General features: G+C 45.8%; 17 protein-coding genes and 1 tRNA gene. 7 read left to right on the top strand and 11 right to left on the bottom strand.

The genetic code is table 11. From position 1 onward, the window contains the following. Positions 1–59: 59 nt before the first annotated feature. The 7 genes from G4D54_04735 to G4D54_04765 all read right to left on the bottom strand — a co-directional run bounded on the left by G4D54_04735 (position 60) and on the right by G4D54_04765 (position 10,153). Complete coding sequence (locus tag G4D54_04735; protein ID QJA01779.1) at positions 60–4,205, bottom strand: Cys-Gln thioester bond-forming surface protein; 4,146 nt, start codon at positions 4,203–4,205, stop codon at positions 60–62. Between the two features lie 181 nt (positions 4,206–4,386). Further along, on the bottom strand, positions 4,387–5,322 hold the full coding sequence (locus tag G4D54_04740) for a ParB/RepB/Spo0J family partition protein (protein ID QJA01780.1): 936 nt from the start codon (positions 5,320–5,322) through the stop codon (positions 4,387–4,389). Then, positions 5,276–6,103 (bottom strand): ParA family protein, encoded by an 828-nt coding sequence (locus tag G4D54_04745; GenBank protein QJA01781.1) that lies wholly within the window; start codon positions 6,101–6,103, stop codon positions 5,276–5,278. The genes G4D54_04740 and G4D54_04745 overlap by 47 nt, the downstream gene beginning before the upstream one ends. 149 nt (positions 6,104–6,252) lie before the next feature. Further along, the gene (locus G4D54_04750; protein QJA01782.1) at positions 6,253–6,672 is read right to left on the bottom strand and encodes a nuclear transport factor 2 family protein; all 420 of its coding nucleotides are present in this window, start codon (positions 6,670–6,672) and stop codon (positions 6,253–6,255) included. A 58-nt stretch (positions 6,673–6,730) separates the two neighbouring features. Then, positions 6,731–6,904 carry a hypothetical protein gene (locus tag G4D54_04755; GenBank protein QJA01783.1) on the bottom strand — a complete coding sequence of 58 codons (174 nt, stop codon included), beginning with the start codon at positions 6,902–6,904 and terminating at the stop codon, positions 6,731–6,733. A 371-nt stretch (positions 6,905–7,275) separates the two neighbouring features. Continuing rightward, positions 7,276–7,352: transfer RNA gene (locus G4D54_04760), tRNA-Arg, on the bottom strand. Positions 7,353–7,798: 446 nt separating this feature from the next. After that, positions 7,799–10,153: an HAD-IC family P-type ATPase gene (locus tag G4D54_04765; GenBank protein QJA01784.1), complete on the bottom strand. Its 2,355-nt coding sequence runs from the start codon at positions 10,151–10,153 to the stop codon at positions 7,799–7,801. A gap of 201 nt (positions 10,154–10,354) precedes the next feature. Here G4D54_04765 and G4D54_04770 point away from each other — a divergent pair, with 201 nt between their 5' ends. Next, on the top strand, positions 10,355–11,140 hold the full coding sequence (locus G4D54_04770; protein QJA01785.1) for a DeoR/GlpR transcriptional regulator: 786 nt from the start codon (positions 10,355–10,357) through the stop codon (positions 11,138–11,140). A 129-nt stretch (positions 11,141–11,269) separates the two neighbouring features. Here G4D54_04770 and G4D54_04775 read toward each other — a convergent pair whose 3' ends face one another. After that, on the bottom strand, positions 11,270–11,560 hold the full coding sequence (locus G4D54_04775; GenBank protein QJA01786.1) for a Dabb family protein: 291 nt from the start codon (positions 11,558–11,560) through the stop codon (positions 11,270–11,272). 16 nt (positions 11,561–11,576) lie between these two features. Further along, on the bottom strand, positions 11,577–12,197 hold the full coding sequence (locus G4D54_04780; GenBank protein ID QJA01787.1) for a DUF4230 domain-containing protein: 621 nt from the start codon (positions 12,195–12,197) through the stop codon (positions 11,577–11,579). 209 nt (positions 12,198–12,406) lie between these two features. Here G4D54_04780 and G4D54_04785 point away from each other — a divergent pair, with 209 nt between their 5' ends. The 3 genes from G4D54_04785 (at position 12,407) to G4D54_04795 (ending at position 14,662) form a co-directional block, all read left to right on the top strand. Beyond that, a complete protein-coding gene (locus G4D54_04785) occupies positions 12,407–12,970 on the top strand; it encodes a hypothetical protein (protein ID QJA01788.1) in 564 nt (187 codons plus the stop codon). 229 nt (positions 12,971–13,199) lie between these two features. Beyond that, the gene (locus G4D54_04790) at positions 13,200–13,676 is read left to right on the top strand and encodes a hypothetical protein (GenBank protein QJA01789.1); all 477 of its coding nucleotides are present in this window, start codon (positions 13,200–13,202) and stop codon (positions 13,674–13,676) included. A 386-nt stretch (positions 13,677–14,062) separates the two neighbouring features. After that, positions 14,063–14,662 carry a polymer-forming cytoskeletal protein gene (locus tag G4D54_04795; GenBank protein QJA01790.1) on the top strand — a complete coding sequence of 200 codons (600 nt, stop codon included), beginning with the start codon at positions 14,063–14,065 and terminating at the stop codon, positions 14,660–14,662. A gap of 480 nt (positions 14,663–15,142) precedes the next feature. Here the strand turns inward: G4D54_04795 and G4D54_04800 are convergent, their stop codons facing one another. Continuing rightward, a complete protein-coding gene (locus G4D54_04800; GenBank protein QJA01791.1) occupies positions 15,143–16,327 on the bottom strand; it encodes a collagen-like protein in 1,185 nt (394 codons plus the stop codon). A gap of 407 nt (positions 16,328–16,734) precedes the next feature. Continuing rightward, complete coding sequence (locus tag G4D54_04805; GenBank protein ID QJA01792.1) at positions 16,735–17,112, bottom strand: MerR family transcriptional regulator; 378 nt, start codon at positions 17,110–17,112, stop codon at positions 16,735–16,737. Between the two features lie 312 nt (positions 17,113–17,424). On the opposite strand from G4D54_04805, the gene G4D54_04810 reads away from it, so the two are divergent. Genes G4D54_04810 through G4D54_04820 form a run of 3 tightly spaced genes read left to right on the top strand, consistent with a single transcriptional unit; the run spans position 17,425 to position 21,366 of the window. Continuing rightward, entirely contained in the window at positions 17,425–18,174 is a 750-nt protein-coding gene (locus G4D54_04810) for an N-acetylmannosamine-6-phosphate 2-epimerase (protein QJA01793.1), read from the top strand. A gap of 32 nt (positions 18,175–18,206) precedes the next feature. Further along, entirely contained in the window at positions 18,207–20,477 is a 2,271-nt protein-coding gene (locus G4D54_04815; protein QJA01794.1) for a pyruvate formate-lyase, read from the top strand. Then, complete coding sequence (locus G4D54_04820) at positions 20,470–21,366, top strand: glycyl-radical enzyme activating protein (protein QJA01795.1); 897 nt, start codon at positions 20,470–20,472, stop codon at positions 21,364–21,366. The genes G4D54_04815 and G4D54_04820 overlap by 8 nt, the downstream gene beginning before the upstream one ends. The last annotated feature ends 100 nt before the right edge of the window (positions 21,367–21,466 follow it).

A 21,466-nucleotide genomic window follows, 5' to 3' on the forward strand; every position in this document is an offset into this window, starting at 1 on the left:
GCTCCACCTGCAATGAACACAACAAGTGCGATTGCAAGGATTGTTTTTACCTCCATGCTTTAATCCTCCTTTTTCTTTTTATTCTTAAAGCCAACAAAACCTAAGACACCGGCACCAAGCACGGAAACCGCCGCCAGCCCGATCCAAAGAGCAGGATTGAAGTCGTCTCCTGTTTTCGGTGTTTCTCTCAGTTCGTTGTGCATTTCTACGGTAGCTGTTTCATCTACCTTGATGGTTACCTGCTTGTCGGCAGGCAGGATATATCCAGAAGAAACACTGTCGCTGACCTCATATACCGTGTATTCGCCAATTCGCAGACCTTCAATGAAGATCTCACCGTTTTTATCGGTCTTAAAGGTCTGGTCATATCCGTTTGTTCCTGTCACACGGAAGGAGAAGCCCTCTACCTTTTTGTCAGAAGAAGTTTTTACGATCTTCAGAGAGCCTTTCTGCGCTGCATTGATAAATCCAACACCTGCTTCATTTTCAACCGTATAGACCTTTCCATCTTCCTCAATGGACACCGGATAAACATTCTCATCAAGCAGGAATCCTTCGGGCGCTGTCTTTTCACGGACAAGATATTTTCCATAGCGAAGGTCGCTCATCTGGTAAACACCATCGCCCAGTTCGCCCATTTCTCCCAGCAGTTCATCGCCGTCATCCAGTTTTCCGTCACCGTTTTTATCTGCATAGACTTCAAAAACAGCACCGGTCAGCTTATTGTCAGGATAATCTTCATCCACCTTTGTCAGCTCGATGCTGCCGGTAATAAACTCATTGACCAGTTCAATTTCCACAACCTCGTCTACCTTGCTGATGGTTACAGGAATTTCTTCATCGGAGAGTACATAACCCGTCGGGCTTTCAATCTCACGGATGATCCAGTTTCCATATGGTACTTTGGCAAAAGAAAAACTACCGTCATCTTCCGATGTGGTAGTTGCAATCGCTGTTTCGGTTGTAAATTCCTCTGTACCGGTCTTAAAGATACCGATAAGCGCACCGCCTAAATCATTTCCATCCTCATCGGATTTCTTTCCACTGACAGCTCCATAGATCAGATCATTTTCAATGGCTTCGCCCTCATTGGCAGTAATGGAAACGACAGCGGTTTCCTGACCGGCGTACTCAAAGACAACCGGGTATTTGGTTTCATTTTTCAGATAGGCCGCATTGGTACTGATTTCCTGCACATAATAGCTGCCCATCGGCAGGTCGCTGACTGCCTTACCGTGTCCATTCTCATCAAGGGTAATCACCTCAATCAGACCGTCAGCCGGAATGGTCGTTCCATCAGCGGCGGTCAGTTCCTCGGCTGCATAAAGCCCAAAGGAAACATCAAAGATCTCGCCGTTGTTTCCAACTCCATAATCCTCATCGACTTCAAGGCTCTTGGTCAGGTCAATTTCAACTTTCTGCCTTTCGTTGTAGAAGCTGGTGGAAGTTTCGGTCACCGCTACTTCCTGACCGGCATAGATAAGCTCAACCGAGTGAATTTCTTCATTGAGAACCATGCCATACGGAGCCGTGATTTCCTTTACTTCATAGCTGCCAAGATACAGTTCCTTGCTGGTTGCCGTCCCGTCTGCACCGGTGGTAATGGTATCCACAACCTCGCCCTTAGAAGCCCGAAGGGTTCCATCCAGTGTATAGATGTCCTCGGCCGCGGTGATCTCATATACCGTACCTTCCAGGCTGCCGACTGCAAAAACAGGCTGATACATGCCTCCGGCTTCCGTAACAGAGCTGAACACTTCGCCGGACTTGGAAACGGTAATGGTTCCTTTCTGGGCTACGTTTTCCCTGACCACCTCAATGACGGTAATGCCGCTTTCCTCAGAAGAATCCTCCTGTACCACATCGAAATAGACAGGTTCAGAATTCAGAACATAGCCGTATGGAGCCTGTACTTCAACCAGGGAATATCCGGTTCCATACTCCAGTGTCTGCGGAGTGATCAGTTCGCCGTCTGCCGTAGTATAGAACGTGTCAATGGTTGTGACTTCCGGGTAAGTGAAAGTCATCGTTACCAGCTCGCCATTAGGGTCATAGATCTGGAAACCGGCACCGGCATACGGGATGGTGTTGCCTGTTTCAGCGTCTTTCTTCACGATCTTGATATAGCTTTCAAAGTTGGCATTGTTGATGAGATAGCGGTAAGTCTGTCCATCCGAATTGATAAACACATCAAACGGTTTCATCAGCTCACGGCCTTCCCAGCCGGATGTCTGCTTGACCGTATAGATCCCGTAAGGCAAGTCCTTTGTCTGGGCAAAACCATTCTCGTCACAAGTCAGAAGATCACGCTCACTGTCTTTAGCGTCGGCATAACTGTTTGCCGATTTCAAATAGACTTCAAATACTGCGCCTTCTTCGGGTGTTTCAATCTGGGTTTCTCCGTCATCGGTGTGTTTGATGATCGCAATCTTTCCCTTGATCACCTGTTCATTCACATCGTTGGCGGTGCTGTTCAGCTCTACGGTATAAAGCTCCGGCTCTGCCCCTACATGATGGATGGTTTCATCGAGCAGATAGCCTTCCGATGGGCTGATCTCACGGATACTCCAGTCATTGCCGCACACATAATAGTCTGTGGTAAACTGTCCGTTTCCGTCTGTGGTATAGGTGTCGATCAGTTCCTCGCCCTTATAGATGCCATAAACTGCTCCGGCAAGGGAAGCATCCCCCTGGGGTGTCCCGGTTTCAGCGTCTGTCTTTGTGACAGTTACATTGAATTTTTTGAGGATGTTGGTAAAGCTGCGCTCTGTGACCTTGTTCCATTCCACCGGAGCGGTCTGGCTTGCCGGAACCACATAGCGGATAGCGGTATCTACTTCCTCAAGGACATACGGAGTATCGCCGCTGATCAGGATATTTTCAAATTTTGCCACACCCTCGGCATCGGTCACAGCATACTCATCTACCGGTAAACCGCTTAATGATGTTCCGTAAAGGTGGAACGTCACGCCCTCAACCAGACTGTCCTCGGAAGTTTTTACAACCTCAAGGCTTCCTCTTTTCAGCGTATTATTGAAGTTAACTGTGGTGGTCTTGCCACCGATCAGCGTAATGGTCTGGGTTTCCTGCGGCTCATACTTATCAATGGACTGTTCCGTAATGGTGTAAGTGCCGGGGAACAATCCCTCCACGGTCAGATTACCATTTTCGTCTGTGGTAACGGTTTTGTTGAAGTTCTCGCCCTTGATCGTAAAGGAAATTCCTGCAACAACTCCGTCCTCAGAAGTCTTTTTCAGTGCGATTGTACCGGTAGGTGTCTCCACATTCAGATATGCCTTTACTGCATCTGCATTTTCCACACCGGTCACAACATCCTGCAGGCTGGGATCACCATAGGCGATCAGTTTTGCGCTGCTGCTGACCGTTGGCACATTGCTTCTTGTGGCGGTGATCCTTACCGAACCGTCAAAGGCTGTTTCGGATGTGATCGTCAGCTTGTTGCCGGATTTGGACACACGCACTTTACTGTCGGATGTGGCAAAGGAATAGTCTGCAAGGACACCATTGTTATCCGTCAGTGTCATGGTGTATTTCCCATCCTGATAGGAAAGCTCTTTTGTAATGTCATCCGCACCACCCGACATAAAACTCGGAATGGTATTGTGTTTGGACAGCAGAGAAACGATCTGGTTATACACCTCGGCAGCACCGCTGTTTGGATAATTGGAACCAAAGTGCAGGCTGTACGCTTTCTGGCTTGTCTGCTGGTAAGCCCCTGTGGACTCACGGCATCCCGTCACAAATTCCCAGACAAGGGTCTGTGTGGCAAGCCATTTCTCATCATCACTTCCCGAAAGATGACTGCGGTTCCCCTGATAGCCATAGAGCAGGGCAAGTCCTACTGCTTTTTTCTGGCTGGAAGAAAGGGCATTCCATGTTTGGGAAGAATTTTTCTTGAGGGTATTGCCTGTTTTCAGCGGTACACCCGGCTGAATACAGAATGCATTATCACCGTCTACATACATACGGTACTTGTAACTGCCTGTTCCGCCTGCGGTATAACCGTCAAACACTGCACTGGAGTTATAGCGCATGGCATTTCCATTCCTGTCATAAGTGAAGTCAAAGGAAATCGTACCAATATCTCCCGCAGCAAATGCTGTTGTCGCTGGCAGCACAGAGAAGGTTGTGACCGCAGCCATGACAAGGGCCGCAGCCTTTTTGAATAATTTGGGGAATTTCATACATTACCTCCTACTTTTTGTTTGTGAGTTTCTTTACTAACCGAAAAAAGCAGTCTATAACGACTGCCAATTTTTTTCTTTCGGATAGTTTTGGTAGTAATTAGGGGGTGAGGTGTGGAGAGGGGGAAAGCGAAAATATGGCTATCCACACCAACGGACAGACCTCACCCTCGATGTGTGGCTATCGTTCCCGGTCTTTGTTCCGCTGCAGGTAGCGGTTGTAAAATTCCAGCGCCTTGACAACAAAATCCGATTCCCTGCCTCTGGGAACGCTCTTGGGAATGAGCTTGGTGATCCGTTCATCACGGAAAGCAGGTTTTTCCCCCTGGTTTGGCTTTTCTTCCTGCATGATCGACTGGATAACCTCATCTGTGAGTTTCCCGTCCTGCATGAACTTTTTCATTTTGATAGCCTGTGCAAGTGACGGGGTCGCATCGTTATACTGCATGGCTTCCAGAAGGGAATACTGCTGTTCATCGGACAGATAAGAGATTTCTACCGCCGGGCGAAAAGCAATCTGCCGTTCATCTACCATCTGCAAGATTTCAGGAACAAGCTCGGTCAATCGGATATACCTTTGGATTTGATTGCGGCTTTCTCCAACTTTTTCAGCTAACTCTGCATCAGAGCGTAACTTTGTCCCCACTGGGGACGAAGTTAAATCCCTTCTTTGGCCCTGTCTGTTCATTGCTTCCAGACGCATTTTATAGGCAAAGGCTTTCTCACTTGGTAAGATCGTTGATCTTTGCAGATTGGACTCGACCATCACAATAATGGCTTCGTCACGGGTCAGCTCCTTCACCTCGCATTTCAGAGTTTCAATCCCGGCAATCTCACATGCCTTTTTGCGCCTGTGACCGCTGATAAGCTCATACCGCCCATCCTCTTTCAGCCGAACCGTTGCCGGGGTCATCACTCCATTTCGCTTGATGCTCTCAACAAGCTGTTCCATATCCTCGTCCAGTAAAACTTTGAACGGATGATCTGGAAACTCATCAATCTCCGCAATAGGAATGTCCCGTATCTTACTCAGTTTGGCTTCCGCACGGCTTTCGTCCGTCTGGAAAAGGTCATCGTATGCGGTCAGCTCGATTTTGTGTCCGTTGCTTCTCGCCAATTTCTGCCACCTCCTTTCCTAATTGTTCATAGGCAGCGGCTACCTTTCCGCTTTTGTCATAAGCAAAAATACTCTTTCCCTCTGCGGTAGCTTCTACCGCACGGATAGAATGGGGGATTTCGGTATCAAAAACCTTGATTCTTTGCCCGTATGCACTTTTCACCGAAGCGGTAATTTCTTTTGAAATGTTGGTGCGGGGCATTACCATTGTCATCAAGATACCGTCTATCCGCAGTTTGGGATTGATCTGCCGCTTGACCATAGAAACCGAGCGAAGCAACAGCTCCAGACCTTTCGCAGAAAGATAGTGGGGCTGTGTTGGGATAACCACACTGTCAGCTGCCGCCAGAGCATTGATGGTGATCATGCCAAGAGAGGGCATACAGTCAATCAGTACATAGTCGTAATTCTTTTTGACCTCATTCACATAGGTTTTCAAGACACGCTCACGGCTCATGGCATTGATCAGCCTGACTTCAAAGCCAGACAGCTCAATATTGGACGGAAGCAGATCCACGCCCTCATGGTGATGCAGGATGCCTTGTGAAACATCAAAGGCTTTATCGTCGATAATACTTTGCATCATGGTGGAGAGGGTTATGGGAATGTCATCTGGTCTGCTGTACCCCAAGGCCATAGTTAAGTTGGCCTGTGCATCCGCATCAATCAGCAGGACTTTCTTTCCTTGCTGTGCCAGACTAACACCCAGGTTGACTGCTGTGGTTGTTTTACCCACACCACCTTTTTGATTGGTCAGAGCAATCACTTTGCAATTTGACATAGGTGCGTCCTCCTTTCTTTTAGATTTAGCCGCTTTGTCAGGGCGGCTATGTAAGGTTCCTCAGAACGCAAAAAAGCCGACTGGCTTTTATACCAATCGGCTATGTAAACAATATTTAATTTTTAAGGTTTAACTTATATTTGTAAGGCTCAAAACCAATTCACTTTCTCATCTCTAAATTGGGGAATATCGCTTTCTTCGTATGGATTATAGTTATTTAGATTACATCCAAATTCTTTTAGTTCTTTTATTTTGTTGTCTTTTGTCCATACAACTAAAGAAATCCCATCAAACTCTTCAAAATTTCCAGTATTCATTTTATTTTTGAAATACCATTCCACAATGGTTTGGTTGTCCTTATGGAAAAATTGCTTAATGTCCCATATAAGAACTTTTCCACGAGTATTCCATTCATTGAACCAGTGCTTTAACAGTTCTCTATTTTCGTATTTAGGCCCCCAGCTTTCAATATAGATGAGATCGTCTGTAAAGATATCATCAATTCCTAAATCTTGTTGATTAAGCCACATATCAAACCATAATCGAATAATCTTTTCTCTTTCATCCATATGATAGGAACCTCCAAATAAATATTCACTTCTTATTATATAACTTTTAGGAGCGCTTTCAACTGATTTTTAGCTTCTTAACTGGTGCATTGATTACCTTGAAAATTAGTTCATCGACACAATCTGTATATCGGCCTTGTTGGATCAACAGATTTTTCAATTCTACAAGGCTTTGAAGTAAAAGACTTCTATCATGGCTATCCACATAAACATGAAATGTTTTTTCTCTCATACGATGCACCTCCTTACAGCATCATTATACGAGAAGCGGTGTACCCCCTCAAATATGCCAGCAAAAGGACGAAATAAACTTCAAAAAAATGCCTTTTACTCGGTAACATTCGCCCATCCAATTAGCAAGGTTTTTTGCATGATTTTTCGGCAAATTAGCAGGAGAGGCAATTTGATTAGCAAAAATCGAAATTTTTCTGCTAATCATTAGCAAGCTAATCGGTGACAAAAATCAATCGTTCGAGTTCACCATGGTCACTTCCGATTAGCAAAAATGCTTCCTGCTAATCGCTGTTTGTTATGTGTTCGATTTTTCTTGGGAAAAAGAAAACGCCGAAAACCTTGAAAAATCAACGTTTTCGGCGGAGTTTTTGGCGTCGCTAAGAGGATTTGAACCTCCGACCTACCGCTTAGGAGGCGGTCGCTCTATCCAGCTGAGCTATAGCGACATCTAGAAAATCTATATTTAATTTTACTTGTTACCGGTTCCCTTTGCCTCCAAGGTGTATGTTTCAACACTTTCTTAGGAGGCGGACCCTCTATCCAGATGAGGTACAGGGACATTTGTGAAATATCTTGGTTTTTGTTTGAAATTGCTAGGAATAAGGCCTAAGGTGAGCGAAGGCTGAAAAGACCTGTAGTATATCCTTTTAACTGCAAGGATAACTGTAAAATATCCCGTATCCAATCAGAAACGTAATTTCTACTTGTTTCTGATTGGATACAATCTTATTATGGGATAAAAATAAATGCCGTCTTTAGTATTATACCATAATCTTTTATAATGAAAAGATGATAAACGCAAAAATTAAACGGATATAATTCGAAATAATCAGCTTCTGCATGAGAAAAGCAGAACAGTAAGAGTATACACCGTTCTGCCTGTTTTTAAACATCAGGATAGGGAATGCTGTCTCGCATTGTTTGGCTGAGGACGAAGGCCGGGAATCCATGGCAGTAAAAGCATTAGGATTTGACGTACGAGAATAGCGGATAGCGCCAGTATTGCGGTCAGGATAAGGAGTCGAAAGGATAGTAACGTGATATGAAGCAGATTATGAAATAATAGAATGGCTAATATGAATCCTGCAGTCATGCAAATGCAGATCAGCGTCCGCAAACGATTCAAGGGACGTGAGGAATGGTATACAGCCAGCATGGAAATAACTGCAACACATACATACATCATTGTAACCGCCTCATCATAGCGGATGGAAAAGCCGTCACTCATGAACTCAATAGCCAAAAAGCTGTATACAATGGCAATCGCGTTGGGTAGCGCATTGCGGAGTACGGTGGAAAGAAAATCACCATTCACTTTCCTGTGATCCGGTTCCAGCATGGTAAGGAAGGATGGAAAGGCTTCTATTGCAAGATCAATCAGGGTTATCTGAATCGGGATGAATGGAAAAGGAAGATTCATAACAATACAGAGGACTGATAGCAGGATGGAATATATGGTCTTAATAAAGAACACTCCGGCAACTCTTGTCGCGTTATTCACCACGCGGCGTCCTTCCTTCAGAATCATCGGCAAAGCTGAGAAATCGGAATCCAGCAATACAATTTGTGACATCTGCTTAACAGCATCACTCCCCTGTGCGATTGCAATACTGCAATCCGCTTCCTTCAATGCAAGCATATCATTTACACCATCACCACTCATTGCGACTGCGTGACCCTTTTTCTGCAATGCCTGTACAAGCAGCTTTTTCTGTAACGGAGTTACCCTGCCGAATACAGCATACTGTTCAGCAAGCTGCTCAATAACGAATGGATCATCACCGATTCCACTCATATCCAGGCAGGCATTCCAGTTATGAAGTCCTGCCTGCCTGGCGATAGCGGAAACCGCAGTTATATGATCACCGGATATGATTTTGATATTCACATCCTCCTCCCGAAAAAACTGCAGCGTTTTTTCTACATGCGGACGTATGGTATCGGTAAAGATGACAGCATACAAGGGTTGGATGATTGGGAGTGGCGCATCCTTGTCGATCACCTGAGCACATCTGCCGATCACAACCATTCGCTTACCTTCTTCCATAATAGCAGAAAAGGAAGTATCCAGCTTCTCCAGCAGCTTTTCCGGCGCTCCCATAACCAGAGAACCATAGCCTTCAAAATATGCGCTGCTCCATTTGCGAAGCGAGGAAAATGGAATCCTCGCTTTCGGCTCATGTAGCGCACAGGGACTGATCTGCGCACAAAGCGCCTGATAGGTTGCATTGTTATCGTCGCTGTAGTGTAAAAAGGAGCGAATATATTCCATATCTGTTTCCGCTTCATCGCAAAGGGGAAGCAGTGCTTCCACCTTTAAATCTCCGGTGGTAATGGTTCCTGTCTTATCCAGACACAATGTGTCGACATTGGCCAGTGTTTCCAGTGAATACAGATCCTGTATAAGAACCTTATGCTTTGCCATGCGGCTTACTCCCGCCGCCAGGGATACACTGATCAAAAGAACAAGACCCTTGGGAAGCATTCCCAGCAATGCAGCGGAGCTTGTGATAACACTTTCCTGTATGGAATCTCCCCGAAATCCCCAGGCCTCCAGAAACAACAAAATACCTAAGGGAATAATTGCATAACCACTCAATCTTGTAATACGCTTCATGGCATTTAACAGCCGGGAATTAACTGCACGGACTTCCTTTACCTCACTGGCGATACGATTTGCGTAATTCTCCTCACCGACATGGATAATCCGTGCATAACATTTTCCGGATATTATGGAGCTTCCGGATAAAAGCTGATCCTTTTTGCGTTTATGAATGGGATCGGATTCACCACTTAATAAGGCTTCATTAACTTCAGCCTCTCCCTGTATAAGGACGGCATCACAGACAATTTGTTCACCGCTGGACAGAACCATGATATCATCCACAACGAGATCCTGAACATCTACACTGCATACTACACCATCCCGCATGACGGAAACCTTTTGCCGCATAAGCAGGGAAAGGTCATCTACCAGCTTCTTCGCATGCAGCTCCTGCAGAATGCCAATTACGATATTGCAGATAATCACAGCTAGAAAAAATAAATTCGACCAGGCATTTACCAGCACCAGTCCCAGTGCAATCAATATATTAAGCAGATTAAATAGGGTGCATATGTTTTCTTTGAAAATCTGCCCGTGAGTCTTCGTAATAGAATGCGATACGCTGTTTCTCTGATGATTTCTTATGCGTTCTTCTACCTGCTTCTGTGTAAGTCCTTTGATGGCTGTGTTCGTAACTTCCATTTCATCACCTAAACTTTCTTTATTGTCTATTATGGCCAATAATCGTTAAGATTCTTTTCGTATCTTCTTAAGAATGTATAAACTTTTTGTTATGTGAGAGGAAATTTGTTGTTTTCTTAAAAAAAACAAAAATTAAAGTGCATAAACACAAAGTCTTTGGCAATTCTGTTATAATAAACTTGTATATATGAGGTGAGTGGAATGAATAATGATAAGAAAGCAAGGCGTCGGCATCAGAGAATCTGTGAAGTGCTCCAGGAGCAGGAGCATATGCAGGTTCTTGAGCTGTGTGAGCTGTTTCATGTCTCACCGGCAACGATTCGAAACGACCTGACAGTACTAGAAAAAAAGCAGCTGCTGAAACGTATTCCCGGTGGTGCGGTAAGTATTGGAAGAATGCCGCAAAATACTATTTTTTCTGCCAGAGAATCGCTCCATATGGATCTGAAGGATAAGATGGCCGACTACGCCGTTGCGCATCTGATCAAAGAAGGGATGAATGTGGCATTGGATGCCGGTACCACCTGCTGTGCTATTGCAAAGAAGCTGGCAGACGCATCCTGCCGCTGTACGGTTATCACCTATTCTCTTCCTGTAGCCAATGCCCTTGTTCATTGTGAGCATATAGAGGTGTTTTTAATGGCCGGACGGCTGGATAAGAAGCACGAATCGTTCCATGATGATGTGGCAGTTGAGGCAATGAAGCGAATGAACAGTGATGTATTTTTTCTTTCACCCAACGGAATCGATCCGATTGCCGGAATCACCAGCTCTGCAACCGATGAAAATATAATGAAGCGCATGATGCATGAGCATGCAGAGGAAACAATAGTTTGTGCAGATCACAGCAAGTTTTTCAAAAAGGCATTTAAAACGATCTGTCAGCTGTCAGATATCAAGGGAATTTTGAGTGACAGTAAGCTGAGCGGGGAGATACAGCAGAGATACAGCTCCATGGGTGTACGCTTGTATCTGGCAGAGAAATAAGACCGATATGAAGCTTTGGCTTCTGATGAAATGCACTGTTTCAGGAAAACAAAAAGGGAATCCGCCAATTGTGTTAACAATAGAATACGGATTCTTAAATGAGAAAGCAGCCGCAAACGTTTGCATTCCTCAGTATTCATAATCAACAGTTGCACTGCCACTTCGCACGGCATGAATATAAGGCTTTACCTTTTCTACATGGTAGGTGTTTTTCTGATAGTCCTCCAATGCCTGCCGATCATCCACCACAAGCTCCAGAACGACATCATAAGAACGCTGGGAATGCAGATAGTCAATTCCGACCTGCACCTCCCGCAGAAATGGAATCTGCTCCTTCATGGATAAGAACAATGCCTTCACTTTCTCACATTGCTCGATGGAATTATCCTTCATTTTCACAAACAGTATGTGCTTTACCATAACTTCCTTTTCCTCCTTATGATTTGAATTTTACTTCGATGCTGTACTGCTCTTTGATTTCCGGTATCATATTGAAGAATTTACGGATTGCGGATTGCGATTTTGTCGCCGCCTCACTGAGCAGCCCGTTTTCCACTGCTTCATCCGCTACCTTATCCTTCTGCTGAGTTGCAAATGCCGTATAGTCCTCAATGCTGATCGGATTGAAAATATTCTTTGTTTCATCATATACCTCTATGCTCTTCTCATCGATGATATTACTCAGAATTTCAACCTCCGGCAGTAAAACGGTTATCGTTTTTCCTTTTACATCAACCTCGGCCTGATCCATTCTCACACCGGCCTTCAGCTGTCCTGCATACGTAAGCAGAAAGCTTTTTTTTGTCAACGGGATATTCCATCCGTTTAAGGTCAGTGAATTCTCAAATTTCCCCACCTTCGTATAATTATATTCCATGACGGCAAGGTCATTGACCTCCTGCAGCTGCTGTGTCAGTGCTGTTGATGTGATTTTCGGTTCACTTTGTTTTCCTCCGAAAACGGTTCCTGCAAAGAAGATGACCGCAGCCAGTATACAGATGGCCACAACGCCGCCGATAGCTTTCTTTGTTTTTCCAAGGGTATCCAGTATTTTCATTCTCTACCTCCCGCTATAGGTAAAATTATATCATATTTGACAGATGAAGCCTATATGCGATATTCTTACATTTTTCTTTCTGCCGAACCTGTGTTTAGCCCGCAGCTTCATTATGAATGCCGGTGAAAATTTCTTATGACTTTTTTGCAGTACAAGCTTTCTTTTCCTATCTGTTCGTGATACCATAGGGATACGCATGGAGGGATCGTATGCTTTTTTCTATTAAATATGTACATAGACTAAAATGGAATGGTCTGTATCAATCATTGATGTGGAGCTGCTTTGGTATAATGTTTATGCTTCTGTATCCGGTTAGTCCGGATTTGATGACGTTTATCGGAGGCGTTATGCTGCTGTTTCAGGGTGTACCGCAGCTTATTTTATTTCTGGAGGAGGACGAGCGTTTTCTGATTTCACTACTATCCCTGGTAGAGTGTCTGCTGGTCAGCTTTCTGGGGGTGTGGATGCTGACGAATCCGGAGGAGGTTTATGACACACTGCCGGCTGTTCTGGCCTTTGTCACCTTTCTGCATGCTTTCAGCAATTTGATTATTACAGGTAGAATACGGCATCTGCAATATTCAAAATGGTGGATTGCTGCGCTTGTTACGGCTGCGAAGATGATAGCTACAGCTGCACTTGCCTTACAATTTCATTTACATAGTGAATTTATGGTTGTGGGAACCGGAATTTGTATGCTTCTCGATGCTGTTAGTGATATTTGGATGTGGAAAAAGCTGGAGGCATTGATCATTCAGGATATGGGAATATAATGTGCGGAAATCCCGCACTTTTTTTGAATCATTTTCAGAGCGTTAACTACTTCAAATTGTTCAATGCCTTTGTAATGCTGTATTCTAAACGTTTTAGAAACCCCTTTTTTAGGGGTATTTTTCGTATCTCCACTATTCTTTAAATGTGATAATATGTAGAAGTAAAGGGAAGGACAGTAACAAAACAGGCAGAAGCTGGGGGAAGAAGAGAAGTAAGGAGAGCTGAGTCATGTGTGTAAGAAGATATGAGGATAACTGGGGAGAACTGAAGGGGAAGCTGATGGAGCGGGATGTGCTGGAGGTGCTGTCGTTCAGTGCATTTGCACAGGATGAAAGCGACCTGGAGGAGAAGCTGCGCTACTGTGGAGAAAAGGATATCCACATACAGGTGAAGGATGCACGGATAACACCGGATGTGTATCTGGACATCCTGTATCTGATGAAGCGTGAGGAGAAAAAGAAGCGGGAAGAGCAGAAGAAGGCACAGTATGAGGGGATCGTAAAGGCGCTGGAAAAGAAGAAAGAGGGAGCGGGGAGCTATGGAAGACCGCGTGCAAGCCTGCCGGAGGATTTCCGGGAACAGGTGGAATACTGTCAGAAGAACCATATCCCGCTGGAGACCTACCGCAGAAGGACCTCACTGAAAAAGGCCACCTTTTATAAATATGTAAAGGTGCTGCAGAGCGAGCACGAACATACCTTTTAGCATCATAAGAAATAAAATAACAGTCGATTTACAGAAACGTATGCAATCCTGTAAACCGGCTTTTCATTTTAGCCGCTGCATTGAAAAAGAACACAGGCAGTTTCGATGCTTGAAGGAAAACCTCTATCATACAGCTTGTTTCTATAAATATAGAGATAAATATAAAGGTGAAAACACGGATGCGGTCCTTTGATGCATCATCTTTTATAAAATCAACATGGTGTTAAAATATACGGATTATACAAATGTCAAGTTTTGTGATAAAAAAGTGAAATTAACCGATAAATAAAGCGTTTTTTTGCCTTTTTTGTATTTTGATTATTATGCCAAAATGATATATTTATACATATATCAGAAGACTGTAATTCCTTGAAAGGGGGATGCTTATGGGCTGGTATCAGAAACAGAAAAGAATATATGAATCCAGACAGCAGAATCATGTACATGATCTGCCAGAGGATGAAGTGGTTCATTCAGAACCCAAGAAGGAGGATATGACTAAAATGGAAGAAAACAAAGATGCGCAGCAACCTGTAAAGCCGCAGGAAAGTGCTTCTCTGATTGGAGAACATACAGAAGTAACAGGTGATGTCAGTACGGATGATGACCTGACAATTTACGGTCGTGTAAAGGGGAATATCAAATGCAGCAAGCGTATTCAGATATATGGGAGTGTGGAAGGCGATATCCTCTGTCAGGATGCCTCTGTTATACAGGCTGAAATACATGGTAATATTGAATGCAAAGAAACACTGAAGATATCACAGGAAAGCACAGTGGAAGGAAATATCACAACGACTGCATTGGAAAACGGCGGAGCTGTTCGCGGAGATATTCATGCGGGAGGGCATATTCGCCTGAGTGAAAAATCACAGGTGAGCGGTGATATCACAGCCGCATCCATAAGTGTTGATCAGGGGGCAGTTATACAGGGCTGTGTTATGATTGGCATCCAGGATACAAACGGCGCACAAAAGGAAGCGTAAAAGAAGCCTGTTCCTGACAAGACGGTTCTTTCCTGCATTATGATGTTAGTAAAATGGAGAATACAGGTTCTATTGATGCATGCTATAGTATTGAATTCTCCATTCCTTCCTTGTATCCACAATCGAGTAAAACCTGACGAGGCTGTCAGGATTTTTTGTTGCTTTAAAGCATTCCAAAACCAAGCATGTATCTGTGGAGCAGCATATCTGTACGTTTTGACGATTTCCTGTGAGAAATGCAATGATTAAAAAAATATAAGATATGTATCAAGTTACGCTGAAAAGCTTATCGTTGGGCAGAATTTTCTGTAAAATATGGGTATGTGATGATCCATCCCCAAGATGATCACATGTATCGGAAAGGAAGAGACTGCGATGCAGTCCCCCAACGAAAAAAGACGGCATCAGTAAATGTCCGCCTTTTTTTATATTTCATAATTTATCACAGAAAGCCTGCATCGATACCTGACTGGTGTCTATTTAACGCTCCAGCTTCACGATGACCAGTGTCAGCTGACCGTCCGTATTTGCTACATTGGAATTGTAATTGACGGTAAACGGGGTTGCCTGTGTCACCTCGATTATGAAATGACTGCTGCCTTCAGCTGTGTTCTGTGGGGAACCTGTTCGTGAATAAATACCAAATTCAATATGCGGTGCTCCGTTGTAGGCCGGGGTTATCTGCATATAGCCGGCTGTAGACAGTATTGTGCTGACCTCCAGTGAGATCTGATAGAAGCCCGGCTGCAGCAGCAGGGAAGTCGTGGAGGTTGATGTGATATTGCCGGTTGTATCCGCAATGCTTTGGTATAACGGCATTGGCTGAGCATTTTCAAAGGCTCTTGCAAAATCAGCAAAGCTGGCAAAGGACTGTGTTTCAATACCGCGTGGTCCGGTTGCTCCGGTAGCCCCAATCGGACCTGTGCTTCCGGTTGGTCCTGTTGGACCGATTGCTCCATCCGCTCCGGTTGGCCCTGTTGCACCTCTTAATCCGGTAGGTCCTGTCGGTCCCTGCAATCCTCTAAGTCCCTGTGGCCCGGTCGCACCCGTTGTTCCTGTCGCTCCGGTTGCACCATCTGCCCCTGTATTCCCGGTAGCCCCGCGTGGTCCGGTAGCCCCTGTTGCTCCGGTCATGCCGGTTGCTCCGGTCGCACCCGTCGGTCCATCTCTTCCATCTAAACCGGTTGGTCCGATGTTTCCCGTCGGTCCTGTGACACCGGGGGTTCCGGTAGGTCCCGTTGGTCCGATCAATCCCTGTGGTCCAGGACTTCCGGCAGGTCCTGTTGCACCCGTCGGTCCGGTAGCGCCATTTTCACCAGTTGCCCCTGTAGCCCCTGTGATGCCGGAGGCTCCGGTATTTCCTGTAGCCCCTGTTGCTCCCCGCGGCCCGGTTGGCCCCGTAGCCCCATCTGCCCCGGTATTTCCCGTAGCTCCGGTAGGCCCCGTCGGTCCGGTTACTCCAATGCCCGGCCCTGTCGGTCCCATAGGTCCTGTCGGACCTGCAGGCCCGCGAAAGCCCCTTGGACCTCTCGGCCCCGGACAACATGTATGGGAATAGGGTTCACAGCAGGTATCTGTTGGAATGTCCTCTTGCAGAGCATGCTCATCCTCACACACTGCATAGTTGTCTGTATAATCGTCATAATATTCATCCTGATATGTCATCTTTTCACCTCATCCTGTCGGATTTCAAATACTTCCTTATCCGTTTTATCCTATGTGTACAGGGACATTCTGCACATGGCAAATGCCCAGCAGTGAAGACGGTACCAGGAAAAGTGAGGATAAAAGCTGTTGGAAATACACTTTCACCGGATATGACCTGCTGTTGTGAAGATACCCCATGTCCGATATCCGACACCGCAGAATCAAAGCACAGAGCACCCCTTCTGTTTCGTGGGGAACAAGATGGAATAATACACAATACGCTGCTTATAATACAATTCCAGCAAAATATATTCTGAAAGGAAATGAATGAGAAAGCGTTTAAAAGGCAGGTGAGGAATATCGAACCGGCACCTGCCCTCTATGTACATAACTGCATGTAATGCTTGCGCTCACTTGGGGAGATATCACGTCCTCAGCTTTTTCTCCGCTCTTGCAAGCCCGTCCTCATAGCCTTCGATTTTCGTATACAGCCGCTTCAGGGTAGCCTGCATTTCCAGCACCCTTTTTTTCAGCAGGGTACGCTGTTCCTTCAAAATATCCAGCCGTGCCTGTGTGGAGGCATCTCCCTGCTGAAACAGCTCCACGTATTCAATCAAAGCTTCAGTCGGCAGTCCCGCACTACGCATGCATTTGATGAACGCAATCCATCCCAAATCCTTTTCACCGTAATCACGGATGCCGTCGGGAGTCCGCGGAACAGCAGGAAGCAGTCCGATTCTTTCATAATAGCGAAGCGTATCTACGGAAATTTCAAACATACGGCTTACTTCGGCAATTGTCATGATTGTACTTCCTCTATAAAGTATGTATCTGTTATCATATCACACAAAGAACCAGTGACTAGCAATACCATGGTAATGAATAACCATCAGCTTCACTAAATCACTTGGAGCACGCTTTAAGTCAATATAATTATTGCAGTATTGCGAAAACTGCTAAAGAATAAAGAGTTTCATAATATAAATTTTAAAAATATCACACATTATGAATCAATATGAATCAAAATAAATTAAAATGATATAAAAAGATTGACATCCTTTCTACATACTTCTATAATAAAATTGTAAGAAGGACACAGAAAAGGAGAACATGGAATGAAAACTACTGATCCTAAGAAAAGAGCACTGCTGGACGGTCTGAAAGACGGTCTGATCGTATCCTGTCAGGTACAGAAGGATGACCCTATCTATACCGATGACATCGTAGTAAAAATGGCGGAGGCAGCCAAATGGGCAGGAGCTGTGGCAATCCGCGCGAATTCTCCGGAACAGATCAAGGCAATTAAGGATAAGGTTGATTTGCCGATGATCGGTTTATGGAAAATCTGGCATGACGATACGGATGTTTTTATCACACCGACGATGGATGCCGCAAGAGCTGTGTGGGAGGCAGGAGCGGAAATCATCGCTCTGGACTGTACATCACAGATTACACATGAAAACACACAGGCATGGGATTTGATCAAAACCGTGAAACAGGAAATTCCGGAAGCTATTATCTTTGCGGATGTTTCCAACATGGAGGAAGCAGCACGCGCTGTGGAAAACGGTGCGGATATCGTTGCACCGACGCTGTACGGCTATACAAAGGAAACAGAGCATATCGAGGGTGCGGATTACCGTATGTTTGCGGAGATGTGCCGTACCTTCCGCGATGAAGCATTCGTCATGATGGAGGGACATATCTATACGCCGGAGGATGCGATGAAGTGCATTTATCTGGGGGCGCATTCTGTTGTCGTAGGAAGTGCCATCACCCGTCCGCATCTGACTGCAAAGCGTTTTGTCGATCTGCTTGGCGGCTATCAGGATAATTGGAGAGATGCAGAAAAGGCAAAGCACTGATCTCATGATATAAGAAAGGAAGGCACAGGAGTATGAAAAAGAAAATCAGTATTGACGGCGCGCAGAATGTTGAGGTATCCAAACCGATTCCGTGCGAAAAATCACCACAGGAACAGCTTGCCATCATGGAGGCCTATACACAGGCTCACAGGGATAGTGCCGCTCTGGATAAGGCAGAACGTGAACTTCGCTGCCTGCGTACTATTTTTCCTGCTCTGTTTCGAAGCATAGAGGATGATGATCTGCTGGCCGGACGTCTGGATTTTCTGCCGATTGGCTTTGGCAGTGTGACCAGCATCGGCGGTGTTTCCCATTACTGTGTTTTCCATAAGCTGCGCTCGTTTAAGGAACAGCTCGACAGCGAGGAAGAAAAGGCCAGAGTGGATGCTCTGTATGCCTATTGGGAGGAGCATGACACCAAGGCGATATATTGTGCAGATGTTTTAAATGAGTCCACCATCGGCCGCTTTATCGATTGCTCCTATCCGCTGATGGCAACTGCACGCTTATCTGGTATGATGCTGAATTACAAAAAGCTCATGGCATATGGACTGGAGGGGCTGAAAAAGCTGATCCGCTCACAGAAGCCCAATACCTTTTTAAACAGCTGTGTGGAAAGCTTAACGCTACTGCAGGAGGTTATCGACCGTCAGATTGAGCTGGTGCGGGAAGCAAAGCTGGATGCTGCGCGCAGCCGATTGCAGGATCTGGAGCTGATGGAACGCGATCTTGCGGTAATCCGCACACAGAAGCCTGCGACCTTTCATCAGGCGCTGCAGCTGTTCTGGATTTATGCCTTAGTGGCAGGGGTTATCAATTACGGTCGCATGGATGATGTGCTGGGGCCGTATCTGCAGCGTGATCTGGAGGACGATCTGATTACGGAGGAGGAAGCGTACCGGTATCTGAAGTCTCTGTGGAAAATGATTGAGAACCGCCGTACAACGGTAAATGGACGTATCATCGTCGGCGGAGAAGGAAGAGAGCATCCAGAGGAAGGCGATACCTTTGCGCGTATCTGCCTGCGTGTCTGTCGGGATACCCGCTACGTGGAGCCGCAGTTTACGCTGCGCTTCAGTAAAAATACCCCGGCGGATATCATGGATATGGCATATGACTGCATCGGATCCGGTGCAACCTATCCGACGCTGTACAATGATGATGTCAATATTGAGGCAGTCATGTACGGCATGCGTGTATCCCGTGAGATAGCGGAGCAGTATGTTCCCTTCGGCTGTGGAGAATTCGTGATTCAGGGAAAAAGCGTCGGTACACCGAATACCCTTTTAAACCTGTTGAAGCTTCTCAATATCACCTTAAATGCAGGGATTGATCCAATGGATGGCAAGGCGAAAAACGGTCCGGTTTCCATACCGGAGTGCAGTGCGTTTACCACCTTTGATGAACTGTATGATACCTATAAGGAGCTGCTGGATTATTATTTTGACCTCAGTGTGGAGGCACAGAAGCATTCCTATGAGGTGATGAATCAGGAGGCAAGCTTTCTGTTTACCTCGATCCTGATGGATGACTGTATCACCCGTGGAAGGGCATTGCTTGACGGTGGTGTACAGATTCTGGGCGGTACCAATGAAACCTATGGAAACATCAATGCCAGTGATGCTCTGTATGCGATCCGTAAGCTGGTATATGAGGATAAGGTATACACACTACAACAGCTGCATGAGGCACAGCTCGCAGATTTTGAAGGCTATGAGCAGCTGCGAAGAGACCTGCTGCATGCAGACAAATATGGAAATGACAAGCCGGAATGCGATGCACTTGCCAATGATTTATATGAGTTTGTCGCTAAGGGAATACGGCAGCGGGGCATTGACGCGGGTCTTGGCTATTATCTGATTGTTATTTCCAATAATCAAACGAATACAGACTGGGGTCATCAGACCTTCGCCAGTCTGGATGGACGGAAAACGGGTGTCTTTATGAATCCTGCGAATAATCCGCAGGGCGGCGCCGCAAAGAGCGGACCGACAGCCTGTTTGAATTCCCTAAGCAGATTTCAGGCAAAATATCATGGCGGCAGTGTGCAGAATATCAAATTCACACCGCGCATGTTCAATGAGGATCGGGATAAAATCCGAATCCTGTTTGATACGTATTTTAAGAAGGGCGGCTGCCAGCTGATGGTGACCGTTGTGGATCACGGCGTACTGGAGGATGCGCAGAAGCATCCGGAAAAGTATCCGGATCTGATTGTGCGTGTAGCCGGCTACAGTGCTGTCTTCGTGAATCTTACCAGAGATATTCAGGATGAGCTGCTGAGCAGGATGCTGTATGATTAACGTCACGAATATTGAGCGCTTTGCGACTCATGACGGTCCGGGTATTCGCACAACACTCTTTCTGAAGGGATGTCCACTGTTTTGTCCATGGTGCGCCAATCCGGAGACACAGAGTGTGAAAAGCACAATGTTTCACAATGCCGTGCGCTGTGTTGGCTGCCGGTTGTGTGAGCGGGCATGTCCGCATCAGGCCATCACGTTTGCGCAGGGAAACTTCACGTACAGGGAAGACCGCTGTCAGCGCTGCGGTGCCTGTGAACAGGTGTGTCTGCAGGATGCCATAGCATTTCAGGGAAAGGAAATGACGCTGGAAGCGATTATGGCGGAGCTGTGCAGGGATCGGGACTATTATGAAAACTCCGGCGGCGGTATCACCTTCAGCGGTGGTGAACCGTTTGTTCAGCAGGAAGCATTATGGGAGCTGCTTCGTGCCTGCAAGCAGGAGGGCTTTCATACCGCCGTGGAAACGACCGGTAACTACTCCAGCGATTTGCTGATACGCATGATGCCGCTGATTGATCTTTTTCTATTTGACTTCAAGCATCCGGATGATACCATTCTGCATACGGTTACCGGTGCGGATGGAGCTTTGATTAAGGAAAATCTGCGTTATCTTCTCAAGGTGGATCCACAGAAGGTAATTGTACGCATTCCCGTCATACCGGGGTTCAATTATGAAAAGGACACACTGGAATCCGCATTGCGATATCTGAAATCCATTGGTGTCTGCGAGGTGAATCTTCTCCCGTACCATACACTGGGAAAGGTGAAATACGAAAAGATGGGAAAACCGTATACCTTATCGAATAAAATGCTGCAAAAAGAGGATCTGATGTGTTATCTGGAATATGCCCGACAACTCGGTATGCAGGCAAATATCGGCGGATAGGGGTGCAGTTCTGTAAAAGCAGACGGCACATCATGATGCAACGCGAAAACTGCCGGAGCAAATCCGGCAGTTTTCCACAGGAGGATGTGACAGAAGAAAA

It is taken from the genome of [Clostridium] innocuum (genome assembly GCA_012317185.1).
GTDB lineage: Bacteria > Bacillota_I > Bacilli_A > Erysipelotrichales > Erysipelotrichaceae > Clostridium_AQ > Clostridium_AQ innocuum.

Coding starts and splice junctions, on each gene's coding strand:
- G4D54_04780 (QJA01787.1), bottom strand. CDS start 12,197: ATGAAAATACTGGATACCCTTGGAAAAACAAAGAAAGCTATCGGCGGC.
- G4D54_04770 (QJA01785.1), top strand. CDS start 10,355: ATGAATAATGATAAGAAAGCAAGGCGTCGGCATCAGAGAATCTGTGAA.
- G4D54_04795 (QJA01790.1), top strand. CDS start 14,063: ATGGGCTGGTATCAGAAACAGAAAAGAATATATGAATCCAGACAGCAG.
- G4D54_04820 (QJA01795.1), top strand. CDS start 20,470: ATGATTAACGTCACGAATATTGAGCGCTTTGCGACTCATGACGGTCCG.
- G4D54_04735 (QJA01779.1), bottom strand. CDS start 4,205: ATGAAATTCCCCAAATTATTCAAAAAGGCTGCGGCCCTTGTCATGGCT.
- G4D54_04810 (QJA01793.1), top strand. CDS start 17,425: ATGAAAACTACTGATCCTAAGAAAAGAGCACTGCTGGACGGTCTGAAA.
- G4D54_04775 (QJA01786.1), bottom strand. CDS start 11,560: ATGGTAAAGCACATACTGTTTGTGAAAATGAAGGATAATTCCATCGAG.
- G4D54_04805 (QJA01792.1), bottom strand. CDS start 17,112: ATGACAATTGCCGAAGTAAGCCGTATGTTTGAAATTTCCGTAGATACG.
- G4D54_04815 (QJA01794.1), top strand. CDS start 18,207: ATGAAAAAGAAAATCAGTATTGACGGCGCGCAGAATGTTGAGGTATCC.
- G4D54_04755 (QJA01783.1), bottom strand. CDS start 6,904: ATGAGAGAAAAAACATTTCATGTTTATGTGGATAGCCATGATAGAAGT.
- G4D54_04745 (QJA01781.1), bottom strand. CDS start 6,103: ATGTCAAATTGCAAAGTGATTGCTCTGACCAATCAAAAAGGTGGTGTG.
- G4D54_04785 (QJA01788.1), top strand. CDS start 12,407: ATGCTTTTTTCTATTAAATATGTACATAGACTAAAATGGAATGGTCTG.
- G4D54_04800 (QJA01791.1), bottom strand. CDS start 16,327: ATGACATATCAGGATGAATATTATGACGATTATACAGACAACTATGCA.
- G4D54_04750 (QJA01782.1), bottom strand. CDS start 6,672: ATGGATGAAAGAGAAAAGATTATTCGATTATGGTTTGATATGTGGCTT.
- G4D54_04790 (QJA01789.1), top strand. CDS start 13,200: ATGTGTGTAAGAAGATATGAGGATAACTGGGGAGAACTGAAGGGGAAG.
- G4D54_04765 (QJA01784.1), bottom strand. CDS start 10,153: ATGGAAGTTACGAACACAGCCATCAAAGGACTTACACAGAAGCAGGTA.